The organism is Streptomyces sp. V2I9, assembly GCF_030817475.1.
Classification (GTDB): Bacteria; Actinomycetota; Actinomycetes; order Streptomycetales; family Streptomycetaceae; genus Streptomyces.
The window spans coordinates 3393298-3417494 of the sequence record NZ_JAUSZJ010000002.1 but is presented as its reverse complement, the minus strand read 5'-3'; the positions used below and the strand labels follow the sequence as shown (position 1 = coordinate 3417494).

19 protein-coding genes are annotated in these 24197 nt (G+C 72.8%); 9 read left to right on the top strand and 10 right to left on the bottom strand.

Annotated elements, in window-relative coordinates; translation table 11 throughout:
* Window positions 1–7: 7 nt before the first annotated feature.
* Both QFZ71_RS15010 and pdhA (QFZ71_RS15005) read right to left on the bottom strand, forming a co-directional pair.
* On the bottom strand, window positions 8–988 hold the full coding sequence (locus QFZ71_RS15010; RefSeq protein WP_307668725.1) for an alpha-ketoacid dehydrogenase subunit beta: 981 nt from the start codon (window positions 986–988) through the stop codon (window positions 8–10).
* Window positions 989–990: 2 nt separating this feature from the next.
* Complete coding sequence (gene pdhA / locus QFZ71_RS15005) at window positions 991–2151, bottom strand: pyruvate dehydrogenase (acetyl-transferring) E1 component subunit alpha (protein WP_307668724.1); 1161 nt, start codon at window positions 2149–2151, stop codon at window positions 991–993.
* A 349-nt stretch (window positions 2152–2500) separates the two neighbouring features.
* Between pdhA (QFZ71_RS15005) and QFZ71_RS15000 the strand changes: the two genes are divergently transcribed.
* The 3 genes from QFZ71_RS15000 (at window position 2501) to QFZ71_RS14990 (ending at window position 5168) form a co-directional block, all read left to right on the top strand.
* On the top strand, window positions 2501–3160 hold the full coding sequence (locus QFZ71_RS15000) for a response regulator transcription factor (RefSeq protein WP_307668723.1): 660 nt from the start codon (window positions 2501–2503) through the stop codon (window positions 3158–3160).
* Between the two features lie 271 nt (window positions 3161–3431).
* Window positions 3432–3935, top strand: a complete 504-nt coding sequence (locus QFZ71_RS14995; RefSeq protein ID WP_307668722.1) for a pyridoxamine 5'-phosphate oxidase family protein — start codon at window positions 3432–3434, stop codon at window positions 3933–3935.
* Between the two features lie 201 nt (window positions 3936–4136).
* A complete protein-coding gene (locus tag QFZ71_RS14990) occupies window positions 4137–5168 on the top strand; it encodes a phosphotransferase (protein ID WP_307671462.1) in 1032 nt (343 codons plus the stop codon).
* Window positions 5169–5271: 103 nt separating this feature from the next.
* Here the strand turns inward: QFZ71_RS14990 and QFZ71_RS14985 are convergent, their stop codons facing one another.
* Window positions 5272–6867 carry a protein kinase gene (locus tag QFZ71_RS14985; protein WP_307668721.1) on the bottom strand — a complete coding sequence of 532 codons (1596 nt, stop codon included), beginning with the start codon at window positions 6865–6867 and terminating at the stop codon, window positions 5272–5274.
* A 338-nt stretch (window positions 6868–7205) separates the two neighbouring features.
* Between QFZ71_RS14985 and QFZ71_RS14980 the strand changes: the two genes are divergently transcribed.
* From QFZ71_RS14980 to QFZ71_RS14955, 6 genes are all read left to right on the top strand, one after another.
* Entirely contained in the window at window positions 7206–8837 is a 1632-nt protein-coding gene (locus QFZ71_RS14980) for a protein kinase (protein WP_307668720.1), read from the top strand.
* 226 nt (window positions 8838–9063) lie between these two features.
* A complete protein-coding gene (locus QFZ71_RS14975) occupies window positions 9064–9783 on the top strand; it encodes a hypothetical protein (protein WP_307668719.1) in 720 nt (239 codons plus the stop codon).
* Window positions 9784–9883: 100 nt separating this feature from the next.
* On the top strand, window positions 9884–10495 hold the full coding sequence (locus QFZ71_RS14970) for a PadR family transcriptional regulator (RefSeq protein WP_307668718.1): 612 nt from the start codon (window positions 9884–9886) through the stop codon (window positions 10493–10495).
* A 211-nt stretch (window positions 10496–10706) separates the two neighbouring features.
* Window positions 10707–11486 (top strand): ABC transporter ATP-binding protein, encoded by a 780-nt coding sequence (locus QFZ71_RS14965; RefSeq protein ID WP_307668717.1) that lies wholly within the window; start codon window positions 10707–10709, stop codon window positions 11484–11486.
* Entirely contained in the window at window positions 11483–14332 is a 2850-nt protein-coding gene (locus QFZ71_RS14960) for an FtsX-like permease family protein (RefSeq protein ID WP_307668716.1), read from the top strand. Before QFZ71_RS14965 ends, QFZ71_RS14960 begins: the two co-directional genes overlap by 4 nt.
* Window positions 14333–14484: 152 nt before the next feature.
* A complete protein-coding gene (locus QFZ71_RS14955; protein WP_307668715.1) occupies window positions 14485–15033 on the top strand; it encodes a bacterial proteasome activator family protein in 549 nt (182 codons plus the stop codon).
* A gap of 82 nt (window positions 15034–15115) precedes the next feature.
* Here QFZ71_RS14955 and QFZ71_RS14950 read toward each other — a convergent pair whose 3' ends face one another.
* From QFZ71_RS14950 to pdhA (QFZ71_RS14920), 7 genes are all read right to left on the bottom strand, one after another.
* Complete coding sequence (locus tag QFZ71_RS14950; protein ID WP_307668714.1) at window positions 15116–16108, bottom strand: NAD(P)H-quinone oxidoreductase; 993 nt, start codon at window positions 16106–16108, stop codon at window positions 15116–15118.
* A gap of 185 nt (window positions 16109–16293) precedes the next feature.
* Window positions 16294–17430, bottom strand: a complete 1137-nt coding sequence (locus tag QFZ71_RS14945) for a TrkA family potassium uptake protein (RefSeq protein WP_307668713.1) — start codon at window positions 17428–17430, stop codon at window positions 16294–16296.
* On the bottom strand, window positions 17388–19142 hold the full coding sequence (locus QFZ71_RS14940; protein ID WP_307668712.1) for a molybdopterin molybdotransferase MoeA: 1755 nt from the start codon (window positions 19140–19142) through the stop codon (window positions 17388–17390). The genes QFZ71_RS14945 and QFZ71_RS14940 overlap by 43 nt, the downstream gene beginning before the upstream one ends.
* On the bottom strand, window positions 19139–20089 hold the full coding sequence (locus QFZ71_RS14935) for an NTP transferase domain-containing protein (protein ID WP_307668711.1): 951 nt from the start codon (window positions 20087–20089) through the stop codon (window positions 19139–19141). Before QFZ71_RS14935 ends, QFZ71_RS14940 begins: the two co-directional genes overlap by 4 nt.
* 249 nt (window positions 20090–20338) lie before the next feature.
* Window positions 20339–21814, bottom strand: coding sequence for a dihydrolipoamide acetyltransferase family protein (locus QFZ71_RS14930; protein WP_307668710.1), 1476 nt, complete (start codon window positions 21812–21814; stop codon window positions 20339–20341).
* Window positions 21814–22845, bottom strand: coding sequence for an alpha-ketoacid dehydrogenase subunit beta (locus QFZ71_RS14925; protein WP_307668709.1), 1032 nt, complete (start codon window positions 22843–22845; stop codon window positions 21814–21816). Before QFZ71_RS14925 ends, QFZ71_RS14930 begins: the two co-directional genes overlap by 1 nt.
* The gene (pdhA, locus tag QFZ71_RS14920) at window positions 22842–24002 is read right to left on the bottom strand and encodes a pyruvate dehydrogenase (acetyl-transferring) E1 component subunit alpha (RefSeq protein WP_307668708.1); all 1161 of its coding nucleotides are present in this window, start codon (window positions 24000–24002) and stop codon (window positions 22842–22844) included. The genes QFZ71_RS14925 and pdhA (QFZ71_RS14920) overlap by 4 nt, the downstream gene beginning before the upstream one ends.
* Between the last annotated feature and the right edge of the window lie 195 nt (window positions 24003–24197).

Sequence of the window (24197 nt, the reverse complement as noted above, 5' to 3'; positions counted from 1 at the left end):
CCTCTCCTCAGAACGCCAGCGAGCGGTCGACGGCGTCGAGCACCCGGTCCAGACCGGGCAGGTACTCGTCCTCCAGCCGGGCCGGCGGGTAGGGGACGTGGTAGCCGCCGACCCGCAGCACGGGGGCTTCGAGGTGGTAGAAGCAGCGCTCGGTGATCCGGGCGGCGATCTCCGCGCCGGAGCCGTAGAAGACGGGCGCCTCGTGGACGACCACGACCCGGCCGGTCTTCTCGGCCGACGCCTGGATGGCGTCGAAGTCGATCGGGGACATCGAGCGCAGGTCCAGGACCTCGATCGACTTGCCCTCCTCGCGGGCGGCCGCGGCCGCTTCCAGGCAGACCTTCACCATCGGCCCGTACGCGACGAGCGTGAGGTCGCTGCCCTCGCGGACCGTCACGGCCTTGTGCAGCGGGCCGGGGATGGAGTCGGTGTCGACCTCGCCCTTGTCCCAGTAACGGCGCTTGGGCTCGAAGAAGATGACCGGGTCGTCGCTCTGGACGGCCTGCTGCATCATCCAGTAGGCGTCGCTCGCGTTGGACGGCGAGACCACCTTCAGGCCCGCCACGTGCGCGAACAGCGCCTCGGGGGACTCGCTGTGGTGCTCGACCGCGCCGATGCCGCCGCCGTACGGGATGCGCACGACGACCGGCAGCTTGACCTTGCCGAGCGAGCGGGCGTGCATCTTGGCGAGCTGCGTGACGATCTGGTCGTACGCGGGGAAGACGAAACCGTCGAACTGGATCTCGACGACGGGACGGTAGCCGCGCAGGGCCAGGCCGATCGCCGTACCGACGATGCCGGACTCCGCGAGCGGGGTGTCGATGACCCGCTCCTCGCCGAAGTCCTTCTGGAGCCCGTCGGTGATCCGGAAGACGCCGCCGAGCTTGCCGACGTCCTCGCCCATGATGAGGACCTTGGGGTCGTTGTCGAGGGCGAGGCGGAGCGACTCGTTGAGCGCTTTCGCGATGGACATCTTTTCCACGGCCATGGCTACTTGCCCTCCTCGGCAGAGTCGGCGAACGATGCCTGGTAGGCGGCGAACTGGGCGCGCTCCTCGTCCACGAGGGAGTTGCCGTCGGCGTAGCCGTGCTCGAACAGGGCCATCGGGTCCGGGTCGGGCATCGCGCGCACCGTCTCACGCACCCGCTTGCCGAGGGTCTCGCTCTCCTCGTCGAGCGCGGTGAAGAAGGCGTCGTCCGCGAACTTCTCCTTCTCCAGGTACGCCCGCAGCCGCAGGATCGGGTCCTTGGCCTCCCAGGCGGCCCGCTCCTCGTCGGCCCGGTACTTCGTCGGGTCGTCGGAGGTGGTGTGCGCGCCCATGCGGTAGGTGAACGCCTCGACGAGGGTCGGGCCCTCGCCCCGGCGGGCCCGCTCCAGCGCGGAACGCGTGACGGCCAGGCAGGCCAGCACGTCGTTGCCGTCGACACGGACGCCGGGGAAGCCGAAGCCCTGGGCTCGCTGGTAGAGCGGCACCCGTGTCTGGCGCTCGGTGGGCTCGGAGATCGCCCACTGGTTGTTCTGGCAGAAGAAGACGACCGGGGCGTTGTAGACCGCGGAGAAGGTGAACGACTCGGCGACGTCACCCTGGCTGGAGGCCCCGTCACCGAAGTACGCGATCACGGCGGAGTCCGCACCGTCCTTGGCGACGCCCATGGCGTAGCCGGCGGCGTGCAGCGTCTGCGCGCCGATGACGATCGTGTACAGGTGGAAGTTGTTGCTGTTCGGGTCCCAGCCGCCGTGGTTCACGCCGCGGAACATGCCGAGCAGGTTGGTCGGGTCGACGCCCCGGCACCAGGCGACCCCGTGCTCACGGTAGGTCGGGAAGACGTAGTCGTCGTCACGCAGGGCCCGGCCGCTGCCGATCTGCGCGGCCTCCTGGCCGAGCAGCGAGGCCCACAGGCCCAGCTCGCCCTGGCGCTGGAGGGCGGTCGCCTCGGCGTCGAAGCGGCGGGTGAGCACCATGTCCCGGTACAGGCCGCGCAGTTCGTCGGCGCTCAGGTCGATGCTGTAGTCCGGGTGCTCGACGCGTTCGCCCTCGGGCGTGAGCAGCTGTACGAGCTGGGGCTCGGCACTCTCCGGCTTCTTCGCGGCGCTGGTGCGCTTACTGGCGCGTCGCGGTTTGCGCGCGGCGGCAGTACTCTCCACGGTCACGTGCGTGCTCCTCCGTCGGTCCGGCCCCCGGGGTCTGCCGGGAAACCAGTGCGGCTCGCCTGAATCCGGCTGACGCGCACGGGGTGGGTGCCGGCCGGCCGGGATCAGGCGTGACAGGTGCCCCGGCGAGCGCCCTGTCATAGGCACGTTACCCAGTGCTTCGCACAACTGCGAAACCCTATCTGACCTGCGATTTTGCTTGGATTTCCAAGTAAATCGAAAAAATCTCGAAGCTCTGCTGGTCAGGGCACTGGAAACAGCCTTGCAGGCCGCCGGAACAACGGCACGTTATCCCGCGGATCAGCGCCAGGGAAGAGCGGAGCGGAGGCGAGTATGTGAGACTGCGATCGTGCGCGAAGAAGGAAAAATCACGGTATTTCTGCTCGACGATCACGAGGTCGTCCGGCGTGGCGTCCATGAGCTGCTCGCCTCCGAACCGGACATCGAGGTGGTCGGGGAGGCCGGTACGGCGGCGGACGCCCTGGTGCGGATTCCTGCGACGCGCCCCGACGTTGCGGTGCTCGACGTACGGCTGCCGGACGGCAGCGGGGTGGAGGTGTGCCGGGAGGTCCGTTCCCGGGACGAGAACATCGCCTGTCTGATGCTCACCTCGTACGCCGATGACGAGGCGCTTTTCGACGCGATCATGGCGGGCGCGTCGGGATATGTCCTGAAGGCGATCCGGGGCGATGAACTGCTGAATGCGGTACGGGACGTGGCGGCCGGGAAATCCCTGCTGGACCCGGTGGCGACCGCCCGCGTACTGGAACGGCTGCGGGACGGCGGCAGCGGCAAGAAGGACGACAAGCTGGCCGGACTGACCGAGCAGGAACGCAAGATCCTGGACCTGATCGGCGAGGGGCTCACCAACCGGGTCATCGGCGAGCGGCTGCACCTGGCCGAGAAGACCATCAAGAACTACGTCTCCAGCCTGCTGTCGAAGCTGGGCATGGAGCGCCGCTCGCAGGCCGCCGCGTACGTCGCCCGCCTCCAGGCCGAACGCCGCTGAGTCCCGGACCGCCCCGCAGGTAGGGCCTCGGCCCGGCCAGTGGGCCCTCAGCCCACCCTGCCGTACCCCTCGGAGCCCACCCTGCCGTACCCCTCGGTCCGCGCCGACCGTACGCCCTCGGCCCCGGCCGTAGGCCCTCAACACCGTGCGCCGGGCGGCCGTCTCCGGCCGTGGGCCTGCGGCCGGAGACGGCCGCCCGGGACTTTGGTCCCGCGTCACGTGGGGCAGGCGACTCTTACGCGGCCCCTACGTCCGGGGAACAGTGGAGGCCATGTCCTTCGACGAACTCCCCGCGACCGAGGCGATCCGGCGCGCCGTGACCGGCACGACCGAGCGGGCCGCGCGGGCGGAGCGGACCGCCCCGGCGGCACGGACCGGGCGGGCCGAGAAGGTCGAGCCGATCGAGCTGCTGCGACGGGTCCCGTACGGCCGCCTCGCCACCAGCATGCGGGCGCTGCCGTTCCTGTCGGTCGCCCGGCACATCGTGAGCGACGGACACATCCTGCTGCGGATGCACGGCGGCTTCGGCCACCACGAGGCGTGCGACGGGAGCGTGGTCGCCTACGGGGCGGACAACTACAGCGGCAGCGTCTCCGGCGACGGCGGCGACCTGTGGTCGGTACAGTTCACCGGGCCCGCCGAGATCGTGCACCCCTGCCCCGAGCAGGAGGAACTGTTCGGAGCCGCGCCCGTCTCCGTGAACGGTGAGCCCTACACACCGGCCTACCTCCGGGTCGATCCGCACTTCGCCACGGAACACCGGCTGACCTTCTGAACCGTCGAGTCGCCGACCGCCCTTCCGAGGCGTCGAACACGGCAGCGCGTCTGCGGACGGCGGGGCCCGCGGCAGCGCGGCTTCCCTAGCGCATCGCCAGGGGTGACCGCAACTCCGCGAAGCGAACACGCAGAGTGATCTAACATCTGGTAAGTGCCGCGCTCATATGTCACTCGCCCGCCTGTTCCCCCGGTCGGCGAGGTGCTGCGCCGTTATCCGGACGTGGGCGAGCCGCTCGCCTGCGAGCCGATCACCAAGGGCCTGCTGAACCACGGATACCGCGTCTCCACCACGAGCGGCTCCTACTTCCTCAAGCACCACCTCGACAAGAAGCACCTCGACGATCCGAGCGGTGAACGCGCCGCGATCGTGCGCCAGCACCGCGCCACCCAGCGCCTGAAGTCGCTCGGTGTGCCCGTCGTGCCGCCGCTGACGGACGCCCGAGGCGACACCGTCACGGTGATCGGCGAGCGGTGCTACGCCCTGCACCCCTGGGTCGACGGCCTCCACCGGGTCGGCGCCCAGCTCACCCTCGCCCAGTCGCGCCGCCTCGGGGCGCTCCTCGGCGCCGTGCACACCGGGCTGGAACAGGTGATGGCCCCGCGCGACGGACCGCATGCGGCGAACCCGCCCGGCCGGCGGGGCCACCACAGCCCGGACGCCGCCGACACCTTCGCGCTGATCGACGACCTGCTGGACGCCGCACGCGGGCAGGACGGACGGGACACCCCGCGCGACGCCTTCGACGAACTCGCCGTGCACCGGCTCGTGGAACGGCGCGCCCTGCTCGAACAGCACGCCCACCGCCGCCCGCCCACCCCGGACCGGCCCGCCACCGGCTGGGTGCACGGGGACTTCCACCCGCTGAACCTGCTCTACCGGGGCGCCGACCCGGTCGCCATCGTGGACTGGGACCGGCTGGACGTACAGCCGCGCGCCGAGGAGGCGGTCCGGGCGGCGGCGATCTTCTTCGTCCGGCCCGTCGGGGAGCTGGACCTCGCGAAGGTCCGGGCGTACGCCCGCGCGTACCGGCGGACCGCCGGGGCGGGGGCCGCCGAGCTGGCGGCCGCGGTGCACCGGGTGTGGTGGGAGCGGCTCAACGACTTCTGGATACTCCGCTGGCGCTACCGCCTCGACGACCGCAGGGCCGACCCGCAGTTCCCCGCGGTGTCGGCCCTGGCGGTGTGGTGGACGCGGGAGTACGAGGCGGTGTGCGCGGCCTTCACGGAGTGAGCGCAGCGCACGAGGGGGCGCTCACGCGTGAGCCCGGCGTGCGCCGTGGTGGCGCACGCCGGGCTCAGCGCGGTGCGGCAGAACTGGGGTGCCGTCGGAGTTGTTACGGCGTGGTGCCGCCGGCCGACACGTCGCCGCCGGGGGTGGTCCCCGTACCGCCGTCGTCCTCGCCGCCGGCGCCGCCGTCGTCCCCGGCGCCACCCGGTGTGCCGGGATCGGTGGCCGGGTCGCTGGGCTCACCGCTGGGCTCGCCGCTGCCGCCCTCGTTGGCGCTGCCGTCCGACGTACCCGGATCCGTGCCGGTCTGGGTCGGGTCCGGGGAGAACGTCGGCCGGGTCGGGGTCGGGTCCGGGGTGTACGGCGGAGGGTTCGGCTGCGTCTGGCCGCCGCTGGAGGTGTCCGGCTCCGTCGGCTCGTCGCTCTCCTCCTCGGACGGCTCCTCCGAGGGCTCCTCCTTGGACTGGCTGACCGAGGTGGACGGCGTGACCGGGCCCTTCTTGCCCCCGCTGTCCTGCGCGGCGTTGACGGCGAAAGCGACCCCCGCCCCGATCGCGATCAGCGCGAGCAGGACGAAGAGCCACATCTTGCCGCGCCCGCCGGACCGCCGCTGTCCGCCGTCGTACCCCCCGTCGTCCGGGTTGTACGGAGGAAGGATCGGTCCCTGCGAGGTGTCCCCGTGCATCGGGTGGCCCGCACCCATCGCACGGGTGGAGCCGGTCATTCCGTGCGCCGGGGTCTGACCGCCCTCGTGCAGCGCGACCGGCCCGGTGTTCCAGGTGCCCGTGTGGCCGCCCTGCACCTGGAGCATCTGCAGGCTGTACTGGATGAGGCCGCGCATCTCCTCGGCGCTCTGGAACCGGTCGTCCGGGTCCTTGGCGAGCGAGCGCATCACCATGCCGTCCAGCTCCGGCGGCACCACGTCCGAGACCTCGGACGGCGGCACCGGGATGTCCTGGACGTGCTGGTAGACCACCGAGAGCGGGGTCTCGCCGGTGAACGGGGGACGCAGCGCCAGCAGCTCGTAGAGCAGACAGCCCGTGGCGTAGAGGTCGGAACGGTGGTCGACGGCCTTGCCGAGCGCCTGCTCGGGGGAGAGGTACTGCGGCGTGCCCATGACCATGCCGGTCTGGGTCATCGTCGACTGCGCGCCGTGCAGCGCGCGGGCGATGCCGAAGTCCATCACCTTGACCGCGCCGGAGTCCGTGATGATCACGTTGGCGGGCTTGATGTCGCGGTGCACGATGCCGTGCTGGTGCGAGTACGCGAGGGCCTCCAGCACCCCCGAGACGATGATCAGCGCCTGCTCGGGCGGCGGGGCCTCGGCGGTCAGGAGCAGGTCGCGGATGGTGCGCCCCTCGACCAGCTCCATCACGATGTAGGGGACGGTCTGGCCGCCCACGACGTCCTCGCCGGAGTCGTACACGGCGACGATCGCGTGGTGGTTGAGGCCCGCGACGGACTGTGCTTCGCGGGTGAACCGCGCCTTGGAGACCGGGTCCTCGGCCAGGTCGGAACGGAGAAGTTTCACCGCGACGGTCCGTCCGAGCCGGACGTCCTCCGCCGCGTAGACCTCCGCCATGCCGCCCCGGCCGAGCCGGTGGGTCATCCGGTAACGTCCGTCACCGACGACGCCGCCGACGCCCCAGGAGTCGGTGCCATCCGAAACTCCGCCGCCGTTTGCTTCGGAATCGGGTGCCATCAGTCCTCGCCGTCGTATCTGTCCGCGCGTCCGCGGGTTCTCACGGTGCCTTGCTGCATTGCCACGTCACGCTACAGGCTTCCGCGGACACCCCGGTTCCGCTCCGGCAGGATCATCTGCCCGCCCCGGCGCGTCCTCCCGGTGAATTGTCGGCGTTTCCTGTAACGCTTCCGAGACGCTTCCCGTGCGTAGGGTCACGGAACGGGCACCCGGCTTGACGTGTCGGACCCCTGCGGCAGACTTGGCGCGTAATCGCGTTGTACGGAACCGCGTCGCACGCAATCACGTCCTACAGAAACACCGCGTGCGACCGCGCGCCGGCGAGGGGGATGCAAGTCATGAGCCAGGACGGCGCACAGGGCCGCTACGCGGGCGGAGCCGTGGCGGGCGGCCGCTACCAACTGCGGGACCTGCTCGGCGAAGGCGGGATGGCGTCCGTATACCTGGCCTACGACTCCGCGCTGGACCGCCAGGTCGCGATCAAGACCCTGCACACCGAACTGGGCCGCGAGCAGTCCTTCCGCGAGCGGTTCCGGCGTGAGGCACAGGCCGTCGCCAAGCTCCAGCACACCAACATCGTCTCCGTCTTCGACACCGGCGAGGACGAGCTCGGCGGTGCGCTGATGCCGTACATCGTCATGGAGTACGTCGAGGGGCAGCCGCTCGGCTCGGTGCTGGCCGCGGACATCCGCGACCACGGCGCGATGCCCGCCGACAAGGCGCTCAAGGTGACGGCGGACGTGCTCGCCGCGCTGGAGACCAGCCACGAGATGGGCCTGGTCCACCGCGACATCAAGCCCGGCAACGTGATGATGACCAAGCGCGGTGTGGTCAAGGTCATGGACTTCGGCATCGCCCGCGCCATGCAGTCCGGCGTCACCTCGATGACGCAGACCGGCATGGTCGTCGGCACCCCCCAGTACCTCTCCCCCGAGCAGGCGCTCGGCCGGGGGGTCGACGCCCGGTCCGACCTGTATTCGGTCGGCATCATGCTCTTCCAGCTGCTCACCGGCCGCATCCCGTTCGACGCGGACTCGCCGCTGGCCATCGCGTACGCGCACGTGCAGGAGGAGCCGGTCGCGCCCTCCAGCATCAACCGGTCGGTGACCCCGGCGATGGACGCCCTCGTCGCCCGCGCGCTCAAGAAGAACCCGAACGAGCGCTTCCCCAGCGCCGCCGCGATGCGCGACGAGATCGCCCGTGTGCTGAACGCCTCCGGCGGCCAGACCGGCGCCCCGGTGATCGTGGCCGGCGGCGGTCCCGCCAACAGCGGCTCCGGCGTCGGCTCGGCGGTGTTCCCGCCCGTCGACCAGAGCGTCCCGGCCCCCCACGGCGTCCAGACGCCGTACCAGCCGCACCCGCAGCAGCCCGGACCGTACGGGCAGCCGACCCCCGCGCCCACGCCCAGCTACGGCTATCCGCAGGCGGGCCAGGGGTACCGGACCGCGGGCCCGCTCTCCCACCCGACGCCGCCGCCGTACGCGGTCAGCCCGCAGCACTCGACGTCCGTGGGCACCACCGGCCGCGGCGGGCCGAAGCGGAACATGCCGGTCGTCGTCGGTTCGATCGTCGTGGCGCTGCTGGCGATCGGCGGCCTGATCACCGCGATCGCCCTCCAGGGGGGCAAGGACGACGAGGCGGGCAAGGACGGCGACCCGGGCACCACGGAGCAGGTGGAGGGCTACCGCCCGCCGGAGCGCAACCGGACGATGGACGACACGGACTGCTCGAACGCCTCCGAGGACTCCAACGACCCGCAGAAGGTCCGCGCGCCCAACTTCATCTACAAGGACATCCTCTCGGCGAAGGCATGTGCGGCCGCCGCGGGCTGGACGATCAAGGAGATCGCGGAGCCGGGCAACACGTACGCGGACGGCCAGGTCGTCGGACAGTTCCCGTCCTCCGGTGCGGCGGTCCCCGAGCGCGGCGCCCACTTCGAGCTGAAGGTCTCCACCGGTAAGCCCTCCTGAAACCCCTCCTGAACCGACGGCGGGGACACCGCTCCGAGGCGTCGGCGCGGAGCTCCCGAAACGCTCGTGGGCCGACGGTCGGGAAGCCGACCGCCCGTGTCCGAAGCTGATCGTTTCGGGGCCCCGGAGTCCGTCTCGTCACCCATGAGCGACCGCTGACCAGCCGGGTATGTCCGGATCGCACATCCGGGATGCCGGATGAAGTGGCCCGTGTGACGCTGATCCCATGGCTCCAGGACAGCCGGCCTCATGGTCGTCGAGGTGTGCGGTCTATCTGCTGGCGGCGGCCGGAGCGGCGCTGGGGCCGCTGGGCGGCTCCGCCCACGGTTCGCCGCCGCCGGACGGCCCGCCCCTCACCGCGTCGGCCCCCGAGGCGTCGCGTCCCGCCGCGTCCGCCGCACCGCCCGCATCGGGCGCGTCACGACCCGCCCGCACGAGCTCCGGCTCCCCCGCGGCACACCCCTCCGGCCTGCCCCTGCCCGATCTGCCCCTGCCCTCCGGCGTCCCGTTCGCCGGATCACCGGGGGAGCGGCCCGTGCCGTCCTCCACGGCGAGCGGGCACGGCGCGCCCGGTGTCGACGCGCCCGGAACGTCCCCATCCCCTTCCGCCTCCCCCGAGGTCTCCGGATCGACCGCCCCGCTGGCCGGGCGCGAGGCCGGGGCCGGCAAGGCGCGTCCCGGACGGTCGCTCCCGCCGTGGGAACCTGCGGCGGCCGAGCCACCGGTCGGGGAGGAGCAGTCCGGCGAGAGCCGTGTCGACCCCGTCGATCTGCCCGTCTCCACCCCGCCGCCCGACGCCTTCACCGACCCGGCGCAGCGCGCCGCCGCCCGCGCGCTGGACGCCGCGTCCCTGCGGCGGGTGCAGCAGGTCTCGCTCGGCACGGGCATCGCTCTGGTCGGGATGGGGATCGGCTTCCTCGCGTTCCGTCTGCGCCGGGCGAACTGACCCCCGCGAGCGGAAGGCCCGGCTGCCCGGCTCGTCACAGCCGCGTCACCGATCCCGGCGACATTTGCCAGGATGAGCATACTCGGTATACATACTCAGTATGTCCATTCGCCACGGCCTTCTGGCCCTGCTGGAACGGGGCCCTCGTTACGGGTCCCGGCTCCGCACCGAGTTCGAGTCGCGCACCGGCTCCACCTGGCCCCTGAACGTCGGCCAGGTCTATACGACGCTCAGCCGCCTGGAGCGCGACGGCATGGTCGTCCAGGACGGCGCGGACGACGCCGGCCACGACCTCTACGTGATCACCGACGCGGGCCGGACCGAACTGCGCACCTGGTTCGAGACCCCCGTGGACCGCACCAGTCCGCCCCGTGACGAGCTGGCCATCAAGCTGGCCATGGCCGTGGGGGCGCCGGAGGTCGACATCCGTGAGGTCATCCAGTCCCAGCGCCATCACACGCTCAAGGCCATGCAGGACTACACCCGGCTCAAGGCCCGCGCCCTGGCCGACGTCCCGGCCAACCGTGACGAGGTCGCCTGGCTGCTCGTCGTGGAACAGCTGATCTTCCAGGCGGAGGCCGAGGCCCGCTGGCTCGACCACTGCGAGTCCCGCCTCGTCCGCCTCGCCGAGGCCGCCGCCACCGAGCCCACACCCGAGCCCGGCCCCGCCGCCACCCGCGCCCTGTCCGGCCGGACCCGTTCCCGGCGCTGACCCCGACGCCTCCGTCCCGTACGGCCCGGCACCCCTGCCGTACACCGATGCCGGTGCCGTGTGCCCCGTGCCGTACACCGACGCCGTGTGCCCGTGCCGTCCGCCGGTGCCGTAGCGACCGGCCCGGTGCCGTACGAGCGGCCCGTGCGGCACCACGGACCCCGGCGCCGCCCACACCCGACCACGCCGTTCCCAGGGGGGACCTCCCACCATGTCTTCGTCCGCCACACCGCCGCCCCCGCCGTCCTCCGGGACGCCCGGCGGCAGCCCCGTACTCGAACTGCGGGCGCTGACCCGTACCCATGGCTCCGGCGTCGCCGAGGTGCACGCCCTGCGCGGCATCCAGCTCTCCGTGCACGCGGGCGAACTGGTCGCCGTCATGGGACCCTCCGGCTCCGGCAAGTCCACCCTGCTGACCCTGGCCGGCGGCCTCGACACCGCCACCAGCGGCCAGGTGGTCATCGAGGGGCAGGACATCGCCGCCCTCGGACCCAAGGGGATGGCCGCCCTGCGCCGCCGCAGCGTCGGCTACGTCTTCCAGGACTACAACCTCATCCCGGCCCTGACCGCCGCCGAGAACATCGCACTGCCCCGCGAACTCGACGGCGTCCCGGTGCGCAAGGCCCGCAAGGAGGCGCTCGCCGCGCTCGCCGAGATGAGGCTGGAGGAGATCGCCGACCGCTTCCCCGACGAGATGTCCGGCGGCCAGCAGCAGCGCGTCGCCATCGCCCGCGCCCTCGTCGGGGACCGCCGCCTCGTGCTCGCCGACGAGCCCACCGGAGCGCTCGACTCCGAGACCGGCGAGACCGTCCTCGCCCTCCTGCGCACCCGCTGCGACCAGGGAGCGGCCGCCGTCATGGTGACCCACGAACCCCGGTACGCGGCCTGGGCCGACCGGGTCGTGTTCCTCCGCGACGGCTCGATCGTCGACCAGACACTGACCACCGGAGCGGACTCGCTGCTCCCCACCACCACCGAGGCCGCCAGGTGAGCGTCCTCTCCGGCTGGCGCGCCGCCTTCCGCACAGCCCGACGCGACGCCGTACGAGCCAAGGGCCGCAGCGCCCTGGTCGTCGCGATGATCGCCCTCCCGGTCCTCGGCGTCACCGCCGCCGACCTCACCTACCGCAGCGCCCTGCCGACCCGGGCCGAGGAGCTGACGGCGGAGCTGGGATCGGCCGACGCCCGGTTCAGGTCCACGGGCATGGGCCCGGTGAAACTCCAGCAGATGCCCGACGGCGTCAACTGGGGCACCCCTCCGGGCACACCCGACCCGTCCCCCGAGGTGCAGGCGAAGCCGGTCGACGTGAAGGCCGCCCTCCCCGAGGGCTCCCGCTACCTGACCGAGCGCAGCGTGCCCGCGTCGGTGACCACCCGGCACGGCATCGCCGACACCGAGATCAGCGAACTGTCCGTCTCCGACCCGCTGGTGCGCGGCCGGATCGAGCTGACCGACGGGGCCTTCCCGCGCAAGCGTGACGAGATCGCCGCGACCACGGCCTTCGCCGAAGCGGCCGGACTGTCCCTCGGCGACACCGTCACCGTGCGCGGTCCCGAGCAGACCTACACCCTCACCGGCACGGTCGAACTCCCCGCCGATCTGCGGGCCGAATCCCTCTACGCGCTCCCCGGCTCGGTCATCGCCCCGTGGCAGAGGACCGCCGACCGCGACAAGGCCGTCCTGCCACCCCAGCCGAGCGACCCGCTGTGGCTGGTGAAGGGGCCCGCGGGAGCGGGTGTGACCTGGCAGGACATCCTCGCGGCCAACGAGAGGGGTGTGGTGGTCACGTCCCGCCAGGTCGCCCTGGACCCGCCGCCGGACTCCGAGGTCCCCATGTCCGCGATGAGCAGCGGGTACTCCACCGAGGTGGAGACGACCGCGGCGGTCCTGACGGTGGCCGCCATGGCCGTCCTGGAGATCGTGCTGCTGGCCGGCCCGGCGTTCGCCGTGGGCGCCCGGCGCTCGCGCCGCCAACTGGGCCTCGTCGGCTCGTGCGGCGGCAGCCGGGGCCAGGTCCGGTCCATGGTGCTCGCCGGCGGCGCGGTGCTCGGCGGGGTCGGCGCGGTCGCCGGAGTGGTCGCCGGATTCGGCCTGACCGCGCTGTTCCACCCGGTGATCGAGGACTACACGGGCAGCCGTTTCGGCGAACTGACCGTACGGCCCTGGGAGATCCTCGGCATCGCCGTGCTCGGCCTGGTCACCGGCGTCCTCGCCGCGCTCGCCCCGGCGATCGTCGCGGGCCGCCAGTCGGTCCTGGAATCGCTCACCGGTCGGCGCGGCACCCGGCGCGGCTCCCGCGTGCTGCCCGTCATCGGCGCCATCGCGCTCACGGCCGGCGTCACCGTCGCGGTGTACGGCGGGGTGGCGGGCGACACCGCCTTCGTCGCCGGTGGCTCCGTCCTGGCCGAACTCGGTGTGCTCGGCTGCATCCCGGTGATCGTCGGCCTCCTCGGACGGCTCGGCCGGAGGCTTCCGCTGACCCCCCGGATCGCCCTGCGCGACGCGGCCCGCAACCGTGGGCGCACCGCTCCCGCCGTCGCCGCCGTGATGGCGGCCGTCGCGGGCAGCGTCGCCATCGCCACGTACACCAGCAGCAGCGCCGCCGAGCAGGCGTACGACTACGTGCCGAACATGACCCCGGGCACCCTCGCTCTGTCGGCGTCCGACATCGGCGCCGACCTGCCCCGCTCCCGCGCGGCCGTCGAGCAGAACTACCCGGTCAGCGGCGGGGCCGCCGATTTCGGCCGGGTCTGGGCCGGCAGCGACTGCTCGGTCCATCACCAGGAGGAGAACGGCTGCGGCGAGCTTCAGCTCGTCAAGCCCACGGGAAAGGGCCACAGCTGCCCGCTGAAGGGCAAGGGAGCCGAGGAACTCGCCCTGCGGCTCTCGGCCGACGAGCACAAGCGCGTGATGAACTCCCCGGCCTGCATGGACGAGAACTACACGATGGTCGCGTTCGGCACCGACGATCACAAGATCGTCATCGGGGGCGTGGACGTTCTCCGCACGTACGTGAAGCTCGACGACCCGGCGGCAGCGAAGGCCCTGGAGGCGGGCATGCCCGTCCTGCTGAACTCGGCGTACGCCAAGAACGGCGAGGTCACCCTCAAGGCCACCCACACCTACAGCGCCCGGGACGAGAAGAACCGGGCCCGGCACCCCGGCAAGGCCCGCACCACCACGGACCGGCTGAAGGTGTACGTCGCCCCCGACCGGTACGCGGCGACTCCCGGCATCCGGATGGTCATGCCGCGGAAGACCGCCGAGCGGCTGGGGCTGCACGTCGAGGACTACGGGAGCTTCTACACGCTCGGCCGGGAGGCCACGGACGCCGAGCGCCAGGCGGCGTACGCGGCGCTCGACCAGGCCGGGAACAAGGCGTACCTGATGGCCTCGGACGAGGAGCTCCGGACCGAGGACGACACGATCCTGCTGATCCTCGCCCTCTTCGCCGGGGTGGTGACCCTCGGCGCGGCGGCCATCACGACCGGGCTGTCCAAGGCCGACGCGGAGGCCGACCTCACCACGCTCAGCGCGGTCGGCGCGCCGCCGGGCCTGCGCCGGTCGCTGTCCGGCTTCCAGTGTCTGGTCGTCGCCGCGACCGGGGTCCTGCTGGGGACAGCGGCGGGGCTCGTGCCCGCGATCGCCCTGCGCCTGACCGACCTGCGCGCGGCGCTGGCGGAGATGCGGGCGGACCCGATGCAGTCGGCCTACACGCCGATCGTGATGCCGTGGGAGACCCTCGGGCTGCTGGCCCTGGTCGTCCCGGTGCTCGCCGGGCTGCTGGCGGCCGCGCTCACCAGCTCCCGCCAGACGCTGGCGCGGCGCGCGGGATGACGCGCGGGGAGGGGCGGTCCCCTCCGCCACGCGGGTCGGGACGGTCCCTTCCGGGGGCTCGCTGAGGAGTTCCGGTGCCCCCGAGGACGGTGGATCATCCGTTCTCGGGGGCACCACCCTTGTGTACGGCAGGTGTGCGAGACAATGGCGGCATGGAAATGCCGAGGAATGACCGGTCGCAGGAGCACCCGCAGGTCCTTGTCGTGGGCCAGGACGGAATGGCTGTCGGCGGCGGTGCCAGTGACGACGAGTCGCGCGAGGTCCCGGTGACGGAAATGGTGGAACAGCCCGCGAAGGTCATGCGCATCGGCAGCATGATCAAGCAACTGCTGGAGGAGGTCAGGGCGGCTCCTCTCGACGAGGCGAGCCGGGTCAGGCTCAAGGAGATCCACGCCGGTTCCGTGAAGGAGCTGGAGGACGGACTGGCCCCGGAGCTGGTCGAGGAGCTGGAGCGGCTCTCCCTGCCGTTCACGGAGGACTCGGTGCCCTCCGAGGCCGAGCTGAGGATCGCCCAGGCGCAGCTCGTGGGGTGGCTGGAGGGTCTTTTCCACGGCATCCAGACGGCGCTGTTCGCCCAGCAGATGGCGGCCCGCGCCCAGTTGGAGCAGATGCGCCGCGCGCTGCCGCCCGGATCGGCGCACGACGACGAGGGGGGCGGCGCGGACCCGCACGGTCCGATCCGCTCGGGCCCGTATCTGTAACCCGCCCCTCAGCCTTCTCCGACACGCATCAGGGCCCGGCACACACGGTGTGCCGGGCCCCTCGTCGTACGGCTCCCGGAGGTCAGGCGTCTGCCGCCGGTGCGGTCAGCAGCACCTTGCCGATGTGCCCGCTGGACTCCAGTACCCGGTGCGCCTCGGCCGCGTCGGCCATCGGCAGCGTCCGGTCCACCACGGGCCGGACCACGCCGTCCTCGATCAGCGGCCACACGTGTTCGCGTACGGCGGCGACGATGGCGGCCTTCTCCGGGAGCGGGCGGCCCCGCAGGGAGGTCGCGGTGACGGCGGCCCGCTTGGTCAGCAGGGCGCCGAGGTTCAGTTCGCCCTTGGCGCCGCCCTGGAGCCCGATGATCGCGAGCCGGCCGTTCACGGCGAGCGCCCGCACGTTCCGGTCCAGGTACTTGGCGCCGATGAGGTCCAGGATCACGTCGGCCCCGGCCCCGGCGGTGTTCTCCCGCAGCTCCTCGACGAAGTCCTGCTCGCGGTAGTTGATGAGGATGTCCGCCCCCAGCTCGGCGCACCGGGCGAGCTTCTCCGGACTGCCCGCCGTGACCGCGACGCGGGCCCCGACCGCCTTCGCCAGCTGGATGGCCATCGTGCCGATGCCGCTGGAGCCGCCGTGGACCAGGAAGGTCTCGCCGGGGCGCAGGTGGGAGATCATGAAGACGTTCGACCACACGGTGCAGGCGACCTCGGGGAGCGCCGCCGCCTCGACCAGGCCGACGCCCTTCGGAACGGGCAGGAGCTGGCCCGCCGGCACAGCGACCTTCTCCGCGTAGCCGCCGCCGGCCAGCAGCGCGCACACCTCGTCGCCGACCGCCCAGCCGGTCACCCCCGGACCGAGCGCGAGGATGCGGCCCGCGCACTCCAGACCGGGGTAGGGGGAAGCGCCGGGCGGCGGGTTGTAGAAGCCCTGCCGCTGGAGTACGTCCGCACGGTTCACGGCGCTGGAGACGACCTCGACGAGGACTTCGCCTTCGCCGGGTACGGGATCGGGCACCTCGGCCCACAGGAGCGCCTCGGGGCCACCGGGTTCGGGAATCGTGATCGCATGCATGGCCGCGAGGCTACTCCGGCACGCCGTGCGCGCTGGAGCACCGCACATACTCCTGCGCGTGGCGCGGGCGCGTGTACCGGGCTCTCCGCGTACGGCTGAAGGCACGCGGAGAGCCCGGTACAGGTACGCGCGCGAGGCCCCACGGGTGTGCGGCGGCCCGGTGTTCGTTCCGGGGCGCGGCGCGCTCAGGGACGCGGCGGCATCGGGTTGTGGGACACGGAGGTGGAGCTGGGGCTCTTCCGCACGATGGTGATGACCCGGTCCGTCAGTTGCAGCGGACTGGCCGCCGGGTCGTCGTAACCGAGCAGCCTGTGGCCGCGCAGAACGCTGACGACGAGGTCCTCCGTCTCCCGTACGTTCTTGCCCACCTCGGCCTTTATGACCGGCCGTTCCACCAGATCGAGGCCACTGCCCTGCTGGATCAGGTCCTCCATCACCGTGCCCGCGCTGGGGCTGAGGACGGAGAGGCCGAGCAGCCGCCCGGCCGCGCTGGCGCTGGTGATGACGGCGTCGGCCCCGGACTGCCGTAGGAGCGGAGCGTTCTCCTCCTCGCGCACCGCCGCCACGATCTTCGCCCCCCGGTTCAACTGCCGGGCGGTCAGGGCCACGAGAACGGCCGTGTCGTCGCGCTGGGTGGCGATGATGACCTGACGGGCTTTCTGGAGCTCGGCCCGCAGCAGGACATCACTCCGGGTGGCGTCGCCCAGTACGCCCGTGAAGCCTTCGGCGTTGGCGGCCTCGATCACCTTGGAGGCCGGATCGACGATGACGATCTGGTCCTTCCGCAGGCCGGTGGAGCAGAGGGTCATGATCGCCGAGCGGCCCTTCGTGCCGAAGCCGACGACGACGGTGTGGTCACGCAAGTTGGATCTCCAACGCTTCAGCCGGAAGTCCTCGCGGGTCCGTTCCGTGAGGACTTCGAGGGTGGTGCCGACCAGGATGATCAGGAACAGCACGCGCAGCGGTGTCACGAGCACCACGTTGATCAGCCTGGCCCCGTCGCTGTACGGGGTGATGTCCCCGTACCCGGTGGTGGAGAGGGTGACCGTCGCGTAGTAGATGGCGTCGAGCAGGTTGACCTTGCCGTCGGCGTTGTCGTTGTAACCGTCGCGGTCGAGCCAGACGATCAGCACGGTCGCGGCCAGCACGATCAAGGCCATCAGCAGGCGTTTGGCGACCTGGCGGGCCGGACCGAGGGCCACCCGGCGGGGGAGCATCACCCGTGTCGGCACGACCAGTTCGTCCGCTCGCCTGGCCATCGCATCGTGGCCGGGAAGTTTCACGTGAAACACCCTTCCGTCCACGGCGTCGCCGGGGCCCATGGGAGATCCAGAATCTCCACCTCGGTGCCGGACCGTACCCCGCCCGGCTCCACGACGGCCAGCCCGTCCGCCGCGGCGATGCCCCGCAGCATCGCGGGGCCGTTGTAACGCAGCGGCGCGACATGGTCCCGCCCGCCCGCCCGGCCCGCGCGATGGACGACGGGGACGAGACGGGTGTCGTGCGGATGCCCGTGCACCTCGGCGTGGACGAGGGCCCGGTACGCGTCCTGGGCGGGGCGGCCCGCCAGACCCGCGAGCAACGGCTCCACGAGCGTCACCAGCCCCGATACGGCCGCGAGCGGATTTCCGGGCAACCCGACCAGATACGGACCGTCCGGTGTCCCCTCACGCTGCTTCGTCACCCCCGCGGACTGCTTCGCAGCCCCCTCGACATGCTTCGGCGGCTGCTCTTCCGCGCGCCGCTCGGTCTGTCCGCGGGCCGGCAGCCGCGCCAGCAGCATGGGGTGGCCGGGGCGGACCGCGACGCCGTCCACCAGCAGTTCGGCGCCGAGACCGTCGAGAACCGGGTGCACGTGATCGACCGGGCCGGCGGCGGTACCGCCCGTGGTGATGATCAGGTCGGCGTCGGAGGCGATGAGGGCGTCGCGCAGCGCCCCGGCGTCGTCGCCGAGGCGGCGGGGCCCGGCGACCTCCGCACCGAGGGCCCGCAGCCAGGGACCGAGCATGGGCCCGAGGGCATCCCGGATCAGCCCGTCGTGCGGCAGGCCGGCGGCGAGCAGTTCGTCGCCGAGCACGAGGACGTCGACGCACGGGCGGGGCACGGCGGGCAGCGCGTCGTACCCGGCGGCGGCGGCGAGTCCCAGCACGGCCGGGGTCACCACCGTCCCGGCCGGGACGAGTTGTTCGCCCGAGTGACACTCCTGGCCTCGGGGCCTGATGTCCTGCCCGGTCGCCACGGACCGCTCGGCGTGCAGCAGCCCCTTGGCCTCGTCGGCGTACGCGTGCTCGTTGCGGATGACGGCCGTCGTGTCGGGCGGAACGCGGGCACCGGTGGCGATCCGTACGGCGACGCCGTCGGGCAGCGCCGTGGCGGGACCGCGTCCGGCGAGGATTCCGGCCCCGGCCTCGAACGCCCAGGGTCCGGGGCCGGCGACCGCCCAGCCGTCCATGGCCGAGGTGTCGAACGACGGCAGGTCGGTGAGCGCGCCGAGCGGCTCGGCCAGCACGTGCCCCAGCGCACGGTCGAGCGGCAGCCGGACCGCCCCGAGGGGGCCGACCCGGCCGGCGCGGGCCGCGACCGCCCGCGCCCGGCTCCACGACAGGAGCGGGGACGGGTTCGCGGTCCGGGACGTGGAGGCGGACCGTACGCGGCTGTCCGCCCCCCTCTCCGCCGGGGTCCGCGGGGAGTCCCCCGTCCCCGGATGACGACCGCTCACCGCGCTGGTCTTCGGGGTGCGGCCGGTCGGGGTGTCGCCGGTGCGCGGGGTGTCGGCGGCCGGGGCGCTGCCGTCCGGTTCGCCATGGCCGGGGGCGCTGCCCGTGGCGCCGTTCGTGCCGTCGCGTGGGGCCGGCTGCGGCCGGACCGGGCCGAGCGGCGAGCCGCCCACCAGGGCGAGCGCCTGCTCGATGGCCAGCTCCTCCTCGGCGCGGGCGCGACCGCGACCGCTCACGGGCAGCCCCACCGGAGCGGGACCGGACGCGAGGAGATCGTCATCGGCCGGACCGGATGCGGGGCGGTCGGGCCCGGTCATGGCGTCCCGGCCCCCTCGCGGCCCGTACCGGGCCTCGCATCACCTGCGGCACCGTCGGCCCGCCCGTCCCCGGTGCCTTCCGCGCCCGCCTCCTGGTCCGCCGCCTCCGCCTCCCAGCACAGGGCGAGACCGGTGGCCTTGCGAGCAGCCTCCGCGACCGCTGCGGCGGCCTCGTGGGGCCCGGCGTCGGCGCTCGCCCTGGCCGCCGCGTACCCGACCAGGAAGGTCGTGAGCGGGGCTGCGGGCCGGGCGACCCCGTGGGCGGCGTCACGGGCGAGGTCGAGCAGGACGCCGGTGTCGACGTCGAGTTCGATGCCCAGTTCGTTCTTGACCGAGGTGATCCATTCGTCCAGCACGGCCCCATGCTCTCTGATCCGGGCTCTGGCGGCGGCGATGTCGTCCCAAGTGTCGCAGTCGAACGCGGCGTCGGGTCCGGCCTCGACGCGGGCGAGGTCCAGCTCCGCCGTCAGGAGCCGCAGCGGCAGCCCGGCGAGACTCCCGTGCTCCGTGGCGATCAGGCCCAGCTCCCGGCGGAGCGGCTCGGCGCGATAGGCGGCCACGAGCGGCTGGTCTCGCCCCTCGGGGTCGGTGCACAGGGCCCCTTCGCTGCCCGCCTCCCCAGCTGCGGCGAGCAGCGCGTCGACCGTCCCCCGGCCGAGGAACGGCAGGTCGGCCGAGAGGACGAGAACGCGCTCCGCCGTCGTCTGCCGCAGCCCCGCGCCGAGCGCCGCCAACGGGCCGCCGCCCTCCGGCACTTCACGCGTCCAGGTCACCGGCCGGGCGGTGGCGCGACGACCGCCCACCACGACGGTGAGCGCCGCGTCGGCGCAGGCGGCGAGCACCCGGTCGAGGAGCGTCAGGCCACCCACCCGAAGCCCTGGCTTGTCGGCGCCGCCGAGCCGCTTCGCGGCCCCGCCGGCAAGAACGATCACGTCGTAGGCCGTCATACGTCGAGTATGGGCGGCGCACCGGAGCGGCACCCCCGCCGGGGTGGCGAAAGGCCGAGTCCCGGCAGGGGGCGCGGCAAGCCCCGTACACGCGACCGGCGACACGCGACAGCGCACCGACCGCCCGACGAGCAGCCGCAGCCCACCCCCAGCCCACCCGCCTCCGGCCCATCGGCTGACGGCCGGCCACCGGCGGGTCCGGCGGCCGGCGACCAGCCACCGACCACCCGCCGTCGGCAGGCTCGTCGACTACAGCGAGCGCAGAAGTACCGCCGGCTGCTCGACGCAGTCCGCCACGTACCGGAGGAAGCCGCCGGCCGTACCGCCGTCGCACACCCGGTGGTCGAATGTGAGGGACAGTTGGACGACCTGACGTACGGCCAGCTCTCCCCGGTGAACCCAGGGCTTGGGCATGATCCGGCCGACGCCGAGCATCGCCGCTTCCGGGTGGTTGATGATCGGCGTCGACCCGTCGACCCCGAACACCCCGTAGTTGTTCAGCGTGAACGTGCCCCCGGTGAGCTGCGCCGGGCTGAGCTTCCCGGTCCGCGCCAGCTCGGTCAGCCGGACGATCTCCGCCCCGATCGATTCGGCGTTGCGGGTGTGCGCGTCGCGGACGACCGGAACGACGAGTCCCCGCTCCGTCTGGGCCGCGAACCCGAGGTGCACTCCGGGAAGCCGGACGATCTCCCGCGCCTCCGTGTCCACGGTGGAGTTGAGCTCCGGGAACCGGGCCAGCGCAGCCGTGCAGATCCTCGCCAGCAGGGCCAGGACCGACACCTTCGGCCCGGCGGACGGGCCCGTGGCGGCGTTCATCGCGGCCCTGACCGCCATCAGCTCGGTGGCGTCGGCATCGACCCAGCAGGTGGCGTCCGGAATCTCGGTACGGCTGCGCGACAGCTTGTCCGCGACCGCCCCGCGCACCCCGCGCAACGGAATCCGCTCGGCGGCCGGCTCGCCCGCCCCCACCGTGGCCCGCCCCGGCGCCACCGGAGCGGCAGGGGCGGCAGGAGCCGCAGCCGCACGGCTCTCCGTCTCCACCGCCGCCCCGGCCATCCGGATCGCGGCATCGACGTCGGCCCGCAGGATCAGCCCGTCGGGCCCCGTCCCCGTCAGCTGCCGCAGATCGATCTCGTGCTGCCGGGCCAGTCGCCGTACGAGGGGCGAGACCACGGCCACGGGACCCGGCACACCGTCCATCTCACCGACGACGACGGACGCGGAAGCGCGACCGGCACCCGGTACGGGGGCAGCGGGTACGGAGTTGGGTGCGGCAGCGGCGGTCCGCTCCGGCCGGATACGCCGACGCCGGGCAGCCGGGGCCCCGGTCCCGTACCCCACGAGCACGTTCCCGGAACCGGAATCGGAACCGGCACCCGCCTCCGCAGCGGGGCCGTCCGCAGCAGCCCCACCCCGCCGGGACGCGCTCCGGGATGCGGCCGGAGCGGCGGAGGACCCGACGGAAGCGGAGGGCTGCGTCGCCCCCACCGCGACCGTCAGCAGCGGTGCGCCGACGGGGAGTTCCGCACCTTCCTCGCCGTACCGCGCGGTCACGACACCCCCGTACGGGCAGGGCACCTCCACCATGGCCTTGGCCGTCTCGACCTCCACGACGGGCTGGTCGATGGCGACGACGTCGCCCACCTCCACCAGCCAGCGGACGATCTCCGCCTCGGTCAGCCCCTCACCGAGGTCCGGCAGCTTGAACTCGAGCACCTGGGCCATCAGCTGTCCGCCTCCCACTGCAACCGCGCCACCGCGTCGAGCACTCGGTCCACTCCCGGCAGATGGTGCCGCTCCAGCATGGGCGGCGGATACGGGATGTCGAACCCGGCCACCCGCAGCACCGGCGCCTCCAGGTGGTGGAAGCACCGCTCGGTGATCCGGGCCGCGATCTCGCCGCCCGGACCGCCGAACCCCGGGGACTCGTGGACCACGACCGCGCGCCCGGTGCGCCGCACCGACGCGGCCACCGTCTCGTCGTCGAACGGCACCAGCGAGCGCAGGTCCACCACCTCCAGGTCCCAGCCTTCGGCGACCGCCGCCTCGGCGGCCTCCATGCAGACCGGCAGGGAAGGCCCGTACGTGATCAGAGTGGCGCTGCGCCCGGACCGCCGCACCACGGCCCTGCCGATCGGCTCGACCGCCGCGGGCGCCTCGGGCGACCAGTCGGCCTTGGACCAGTAGAGCCGCTTCGGCTCCAGGAAGACCACCGGGTCGTCCGAGGCGATCGACTCCCGCAGCAACCCGTACGCGTCCTCGACCGTGGCCGGTGTGACGACGTGCAGGCCGGGGGTGGCCATGTAGTACGCCTCGGAGGAGTCGCTGTGGTGCTCGACCCCGCCGATCCCGCCGCCGTACGGCACCCGCACGGTGATCGGCAGGGGCATGGCCCCGCCGGTGCGGTTGCGCATCTTGGCGACATGGCTCATCAGCTGCTCGAACGCCGGGTAGGCGAACGCGTCGAACTGCATCTCCACCACGGGCCGCAGCCCGTACATCGCCATGCCCACGGCCGCGCCGAGGATGCCGGCCTCGGCCAGCGGGGTGTCGGTGCAGCGGTCGTCGCCGAACTCCTTCGCCAGCCCGTCCGTGATCCGGAAGACCCCGCCGAGCGTGCCCACGTCCTCCCCGAGCACGTGGACGGAGGGGTCCTCGGCCATGGAATCGCGCAGCGCGCGCCCGAGGGCCTGCGCCATCGTGGCCGGTTTCGCCTTCGTCGTACGACCGCCGGCCGTCGCTGCCGCGGTGGTCATCGTCCCGCCTCCGTGCCGTGCTCGTCGTGGTCCTGCTCGGCGTCCAGCTCGGCCCGCAGCGCCGCGGCCTGGGCCTGGAGCTGGCTGGTCTGCTCGGCGTAGACATGGGTGAACAGGTCCATCGGCGCCAGCTCCGGATCGGCGTTCATCCCGTCACGCAGGGCGGCGGCCATGCGCTCGGCGGACTCCTTCACCCGCTCGACGCCCGCCTCGTCCAGCAACCCGCGCTCCAGCAGCTCCCGCTCCAGCAGCCGCACCGGATCGTGCGCCCGCCACGCCTCGACCTCGCTGTCGACCCGGTAGCGGGTGGCGTCGTCGGCGTTGGTGTGGGCGTCCATGCGGTAGGTGACCGCCTCGACCAGCGTCGGGCCCTCGCCCCCCCGGGCCCGTGCCACGGCCTCGCTCAGCACCTGGTGCACGGCGGCGGCGTCGTTGCCGTCGACGAGGCGGCCCGGCATCCCGTACCCGACGGCCTTGTGGGCCAGGGAAGGGGCGGCGGTCTGCTTGGCCAGCGGTACGGAGATCGCGAATCCGTTGTTCTGGACGAGGAAGACGACCGGGGCCTTCCAGACCGCCGCGAAATTCAGCGCCTCGTGGAAATCGCCCTCGCTGGTGCCGCCGTCGCCGACCATGGCGAGGGCCACCACGTCGTCGCCCTTGAGCCGGGCCGCGTGGGCCAGTCCCACGGCGTGCGGGAGCTGGGTGGCGAGCGGGGTGCACAGCGGGGCGATGCGGTGCTCACGCGGGTCGTAGCCGGTGTGCCGGTCGCCGCGCAACAGGGTCAGCGCCTCGACCGGGTCCAGACCGCGGGCGACGGCCGCCAGCGTGTCCCGGTAGCTCGGGAAGAGCCAGTCGCGCTCCTCCAGAACCAGGGCGGCGGCGATCTCGCACGCCTCCTGGCCGGTGCTCGACGGGTAGACCGCCAGTCGGCCCTGCTTCGTCAGCGCGGTGGCCTGTGCGTTGTAGCGACGCCCGCGCACCAGCTCGGCGTGGAGCCGGAGCAGCAGCTCGGGATCGGCGTCGGCGACCGCGTCCGTACCGAGCACCCGGTAGGGCTCCGGGTCCGGGAGCAGCGGCGCGGGGTCGGTGATCGGCTTCCAGGCCGGGGGCGGCGTGGGCCGGTAGGCGGCCGCGCCGGGCAGCTCTTGGACCGTCATGTGAAGCACCTCCTGGCATCGAGGGGATCGAGGGTGTCGATCAGGGCGTCGATGGGTGTCGATCGGGAGCGAGACGTCGAAGGAGCGGAACAAGACGTCGAGGGTCGGACGGGGCACGGATGTGGTGTGCCTCACCAACCGATTGTTCGGTCGCGCGGGCATTTTGGCTACAGGCACCGCCAGCCTGTGGACAAA

Excerpts from the sequence above, each read along its gene's own strand:
- QFZ71_RS15010 (WP_307668725.1), bottom strand. The coding sequence starts at position 988 with ATGGCCGTGGAAAAGATGTCCATCGCGAAAGCGCTCAACGAGTCGCTC.
- QFZ71_RS14995 (WP_307668722.1), top strand. The coding sequence starts at position 3,432 with ATGTCCTTCGACGAACTCCCCGCGACCGAGGCGATCCGGCGCGCCGTG.
- QFZ71_RS14985 (WP_307668721.1), bottom strand. The coding sequence starts at position 6,867 with ATGGCACCCGATTCCGAAGCAAACGGCGGCGGAGTTTCGGATGGCACC.
- QFZ71_RS14980 (WP_307668720.1), top strand. The coding sequence starts at position 7,206 with ATGAGCCAGGACGGCGCACAGGGCCGCTACGCGGGCGGAGCCGTGGCG.
- QFZ71_RS14975 (WP_307668719.1), top strand. The coding sequence starts at position 9,064 with ATGGCTCCAGGACAGCCGGCCTCATGGTCGTCGAGGTGTGCGGTCTAT.
- QFZ71_RS14970 (WP_307668718.1), top strand. The coding sequence starts at position 9,884 with ATGTCCATTCGCCACGGCCTTCTGGCCCTGCTGGAACGGGGCCCTCGT.
- QFZ71_RS14965 (WP_307668717.1), top strand. The coding sequence starts at position 10,707 with ATGTCTTCGTCCGCCACACCGCCGCCCCCGCCGTCCTCCGGGACGCCC.
- QFZ71_RS14955 (WP_307668715.1), top strand. The coding sequence starts at position 14,485 with ATGGAAATGCCGAGGAATGACCGGTCGCAGGAGCACCCGCAGGTCCTT.
- QFZ71_RS14950 (WP_307668714.1), bottom strand. The coding sequence starts at position 16,108 with ATGCATGCGATCACGATTCCCGAACCCGGTGGCCCCGAGGCGCTCCTG.
- QFZ71_RS14945 (WP_307668713.1), bottom strand. The coding sequence starts at position 17,430 with ATGGGCCCCGGCGACGCCGTGGACGGAAGGGTGTTTCACGTGAAACTT.
- QFZ71_RS14940 (WP_307668712.1), bottom strand. The coding sequence starts at position 19,142 with ATGACCGGGCCCGACCGCCCCGCATCCGGTCCGGCCGATGACGATCTC.
- QFZ71_RS14935 (WP_307668711.1), bottom strand. The coding sequence starts at position 20,089 with ATGACGGCCTACGACGTGATCGTTCTTGCCGGCGGGGCCGCGAAGCGG.
- QFZ71_RS14930 (WP_307668710.1), bottom strand. The coding sequence starts at position 21,814 with ATGGCCCAGGTGCTCGAGTTCAAGCTGCCGGACCTCGGTGAGGGGCTG.
- QFZ71_RS14925 (WP_307668709.1), bottom strand. The coding sequence starts at position 22,845 with ATGACCACCGCGGCAGCGACGGCCGGCGGTCGTACGACGAAGGCGAAA.
- pdhA (WP_307668708.1), bottom strand. The coding sequence starts at position 24,002 with ATGACGGTCCAAGAGCTGCCCGGCGCGGCCGCCTACCGGCCCACGCCG.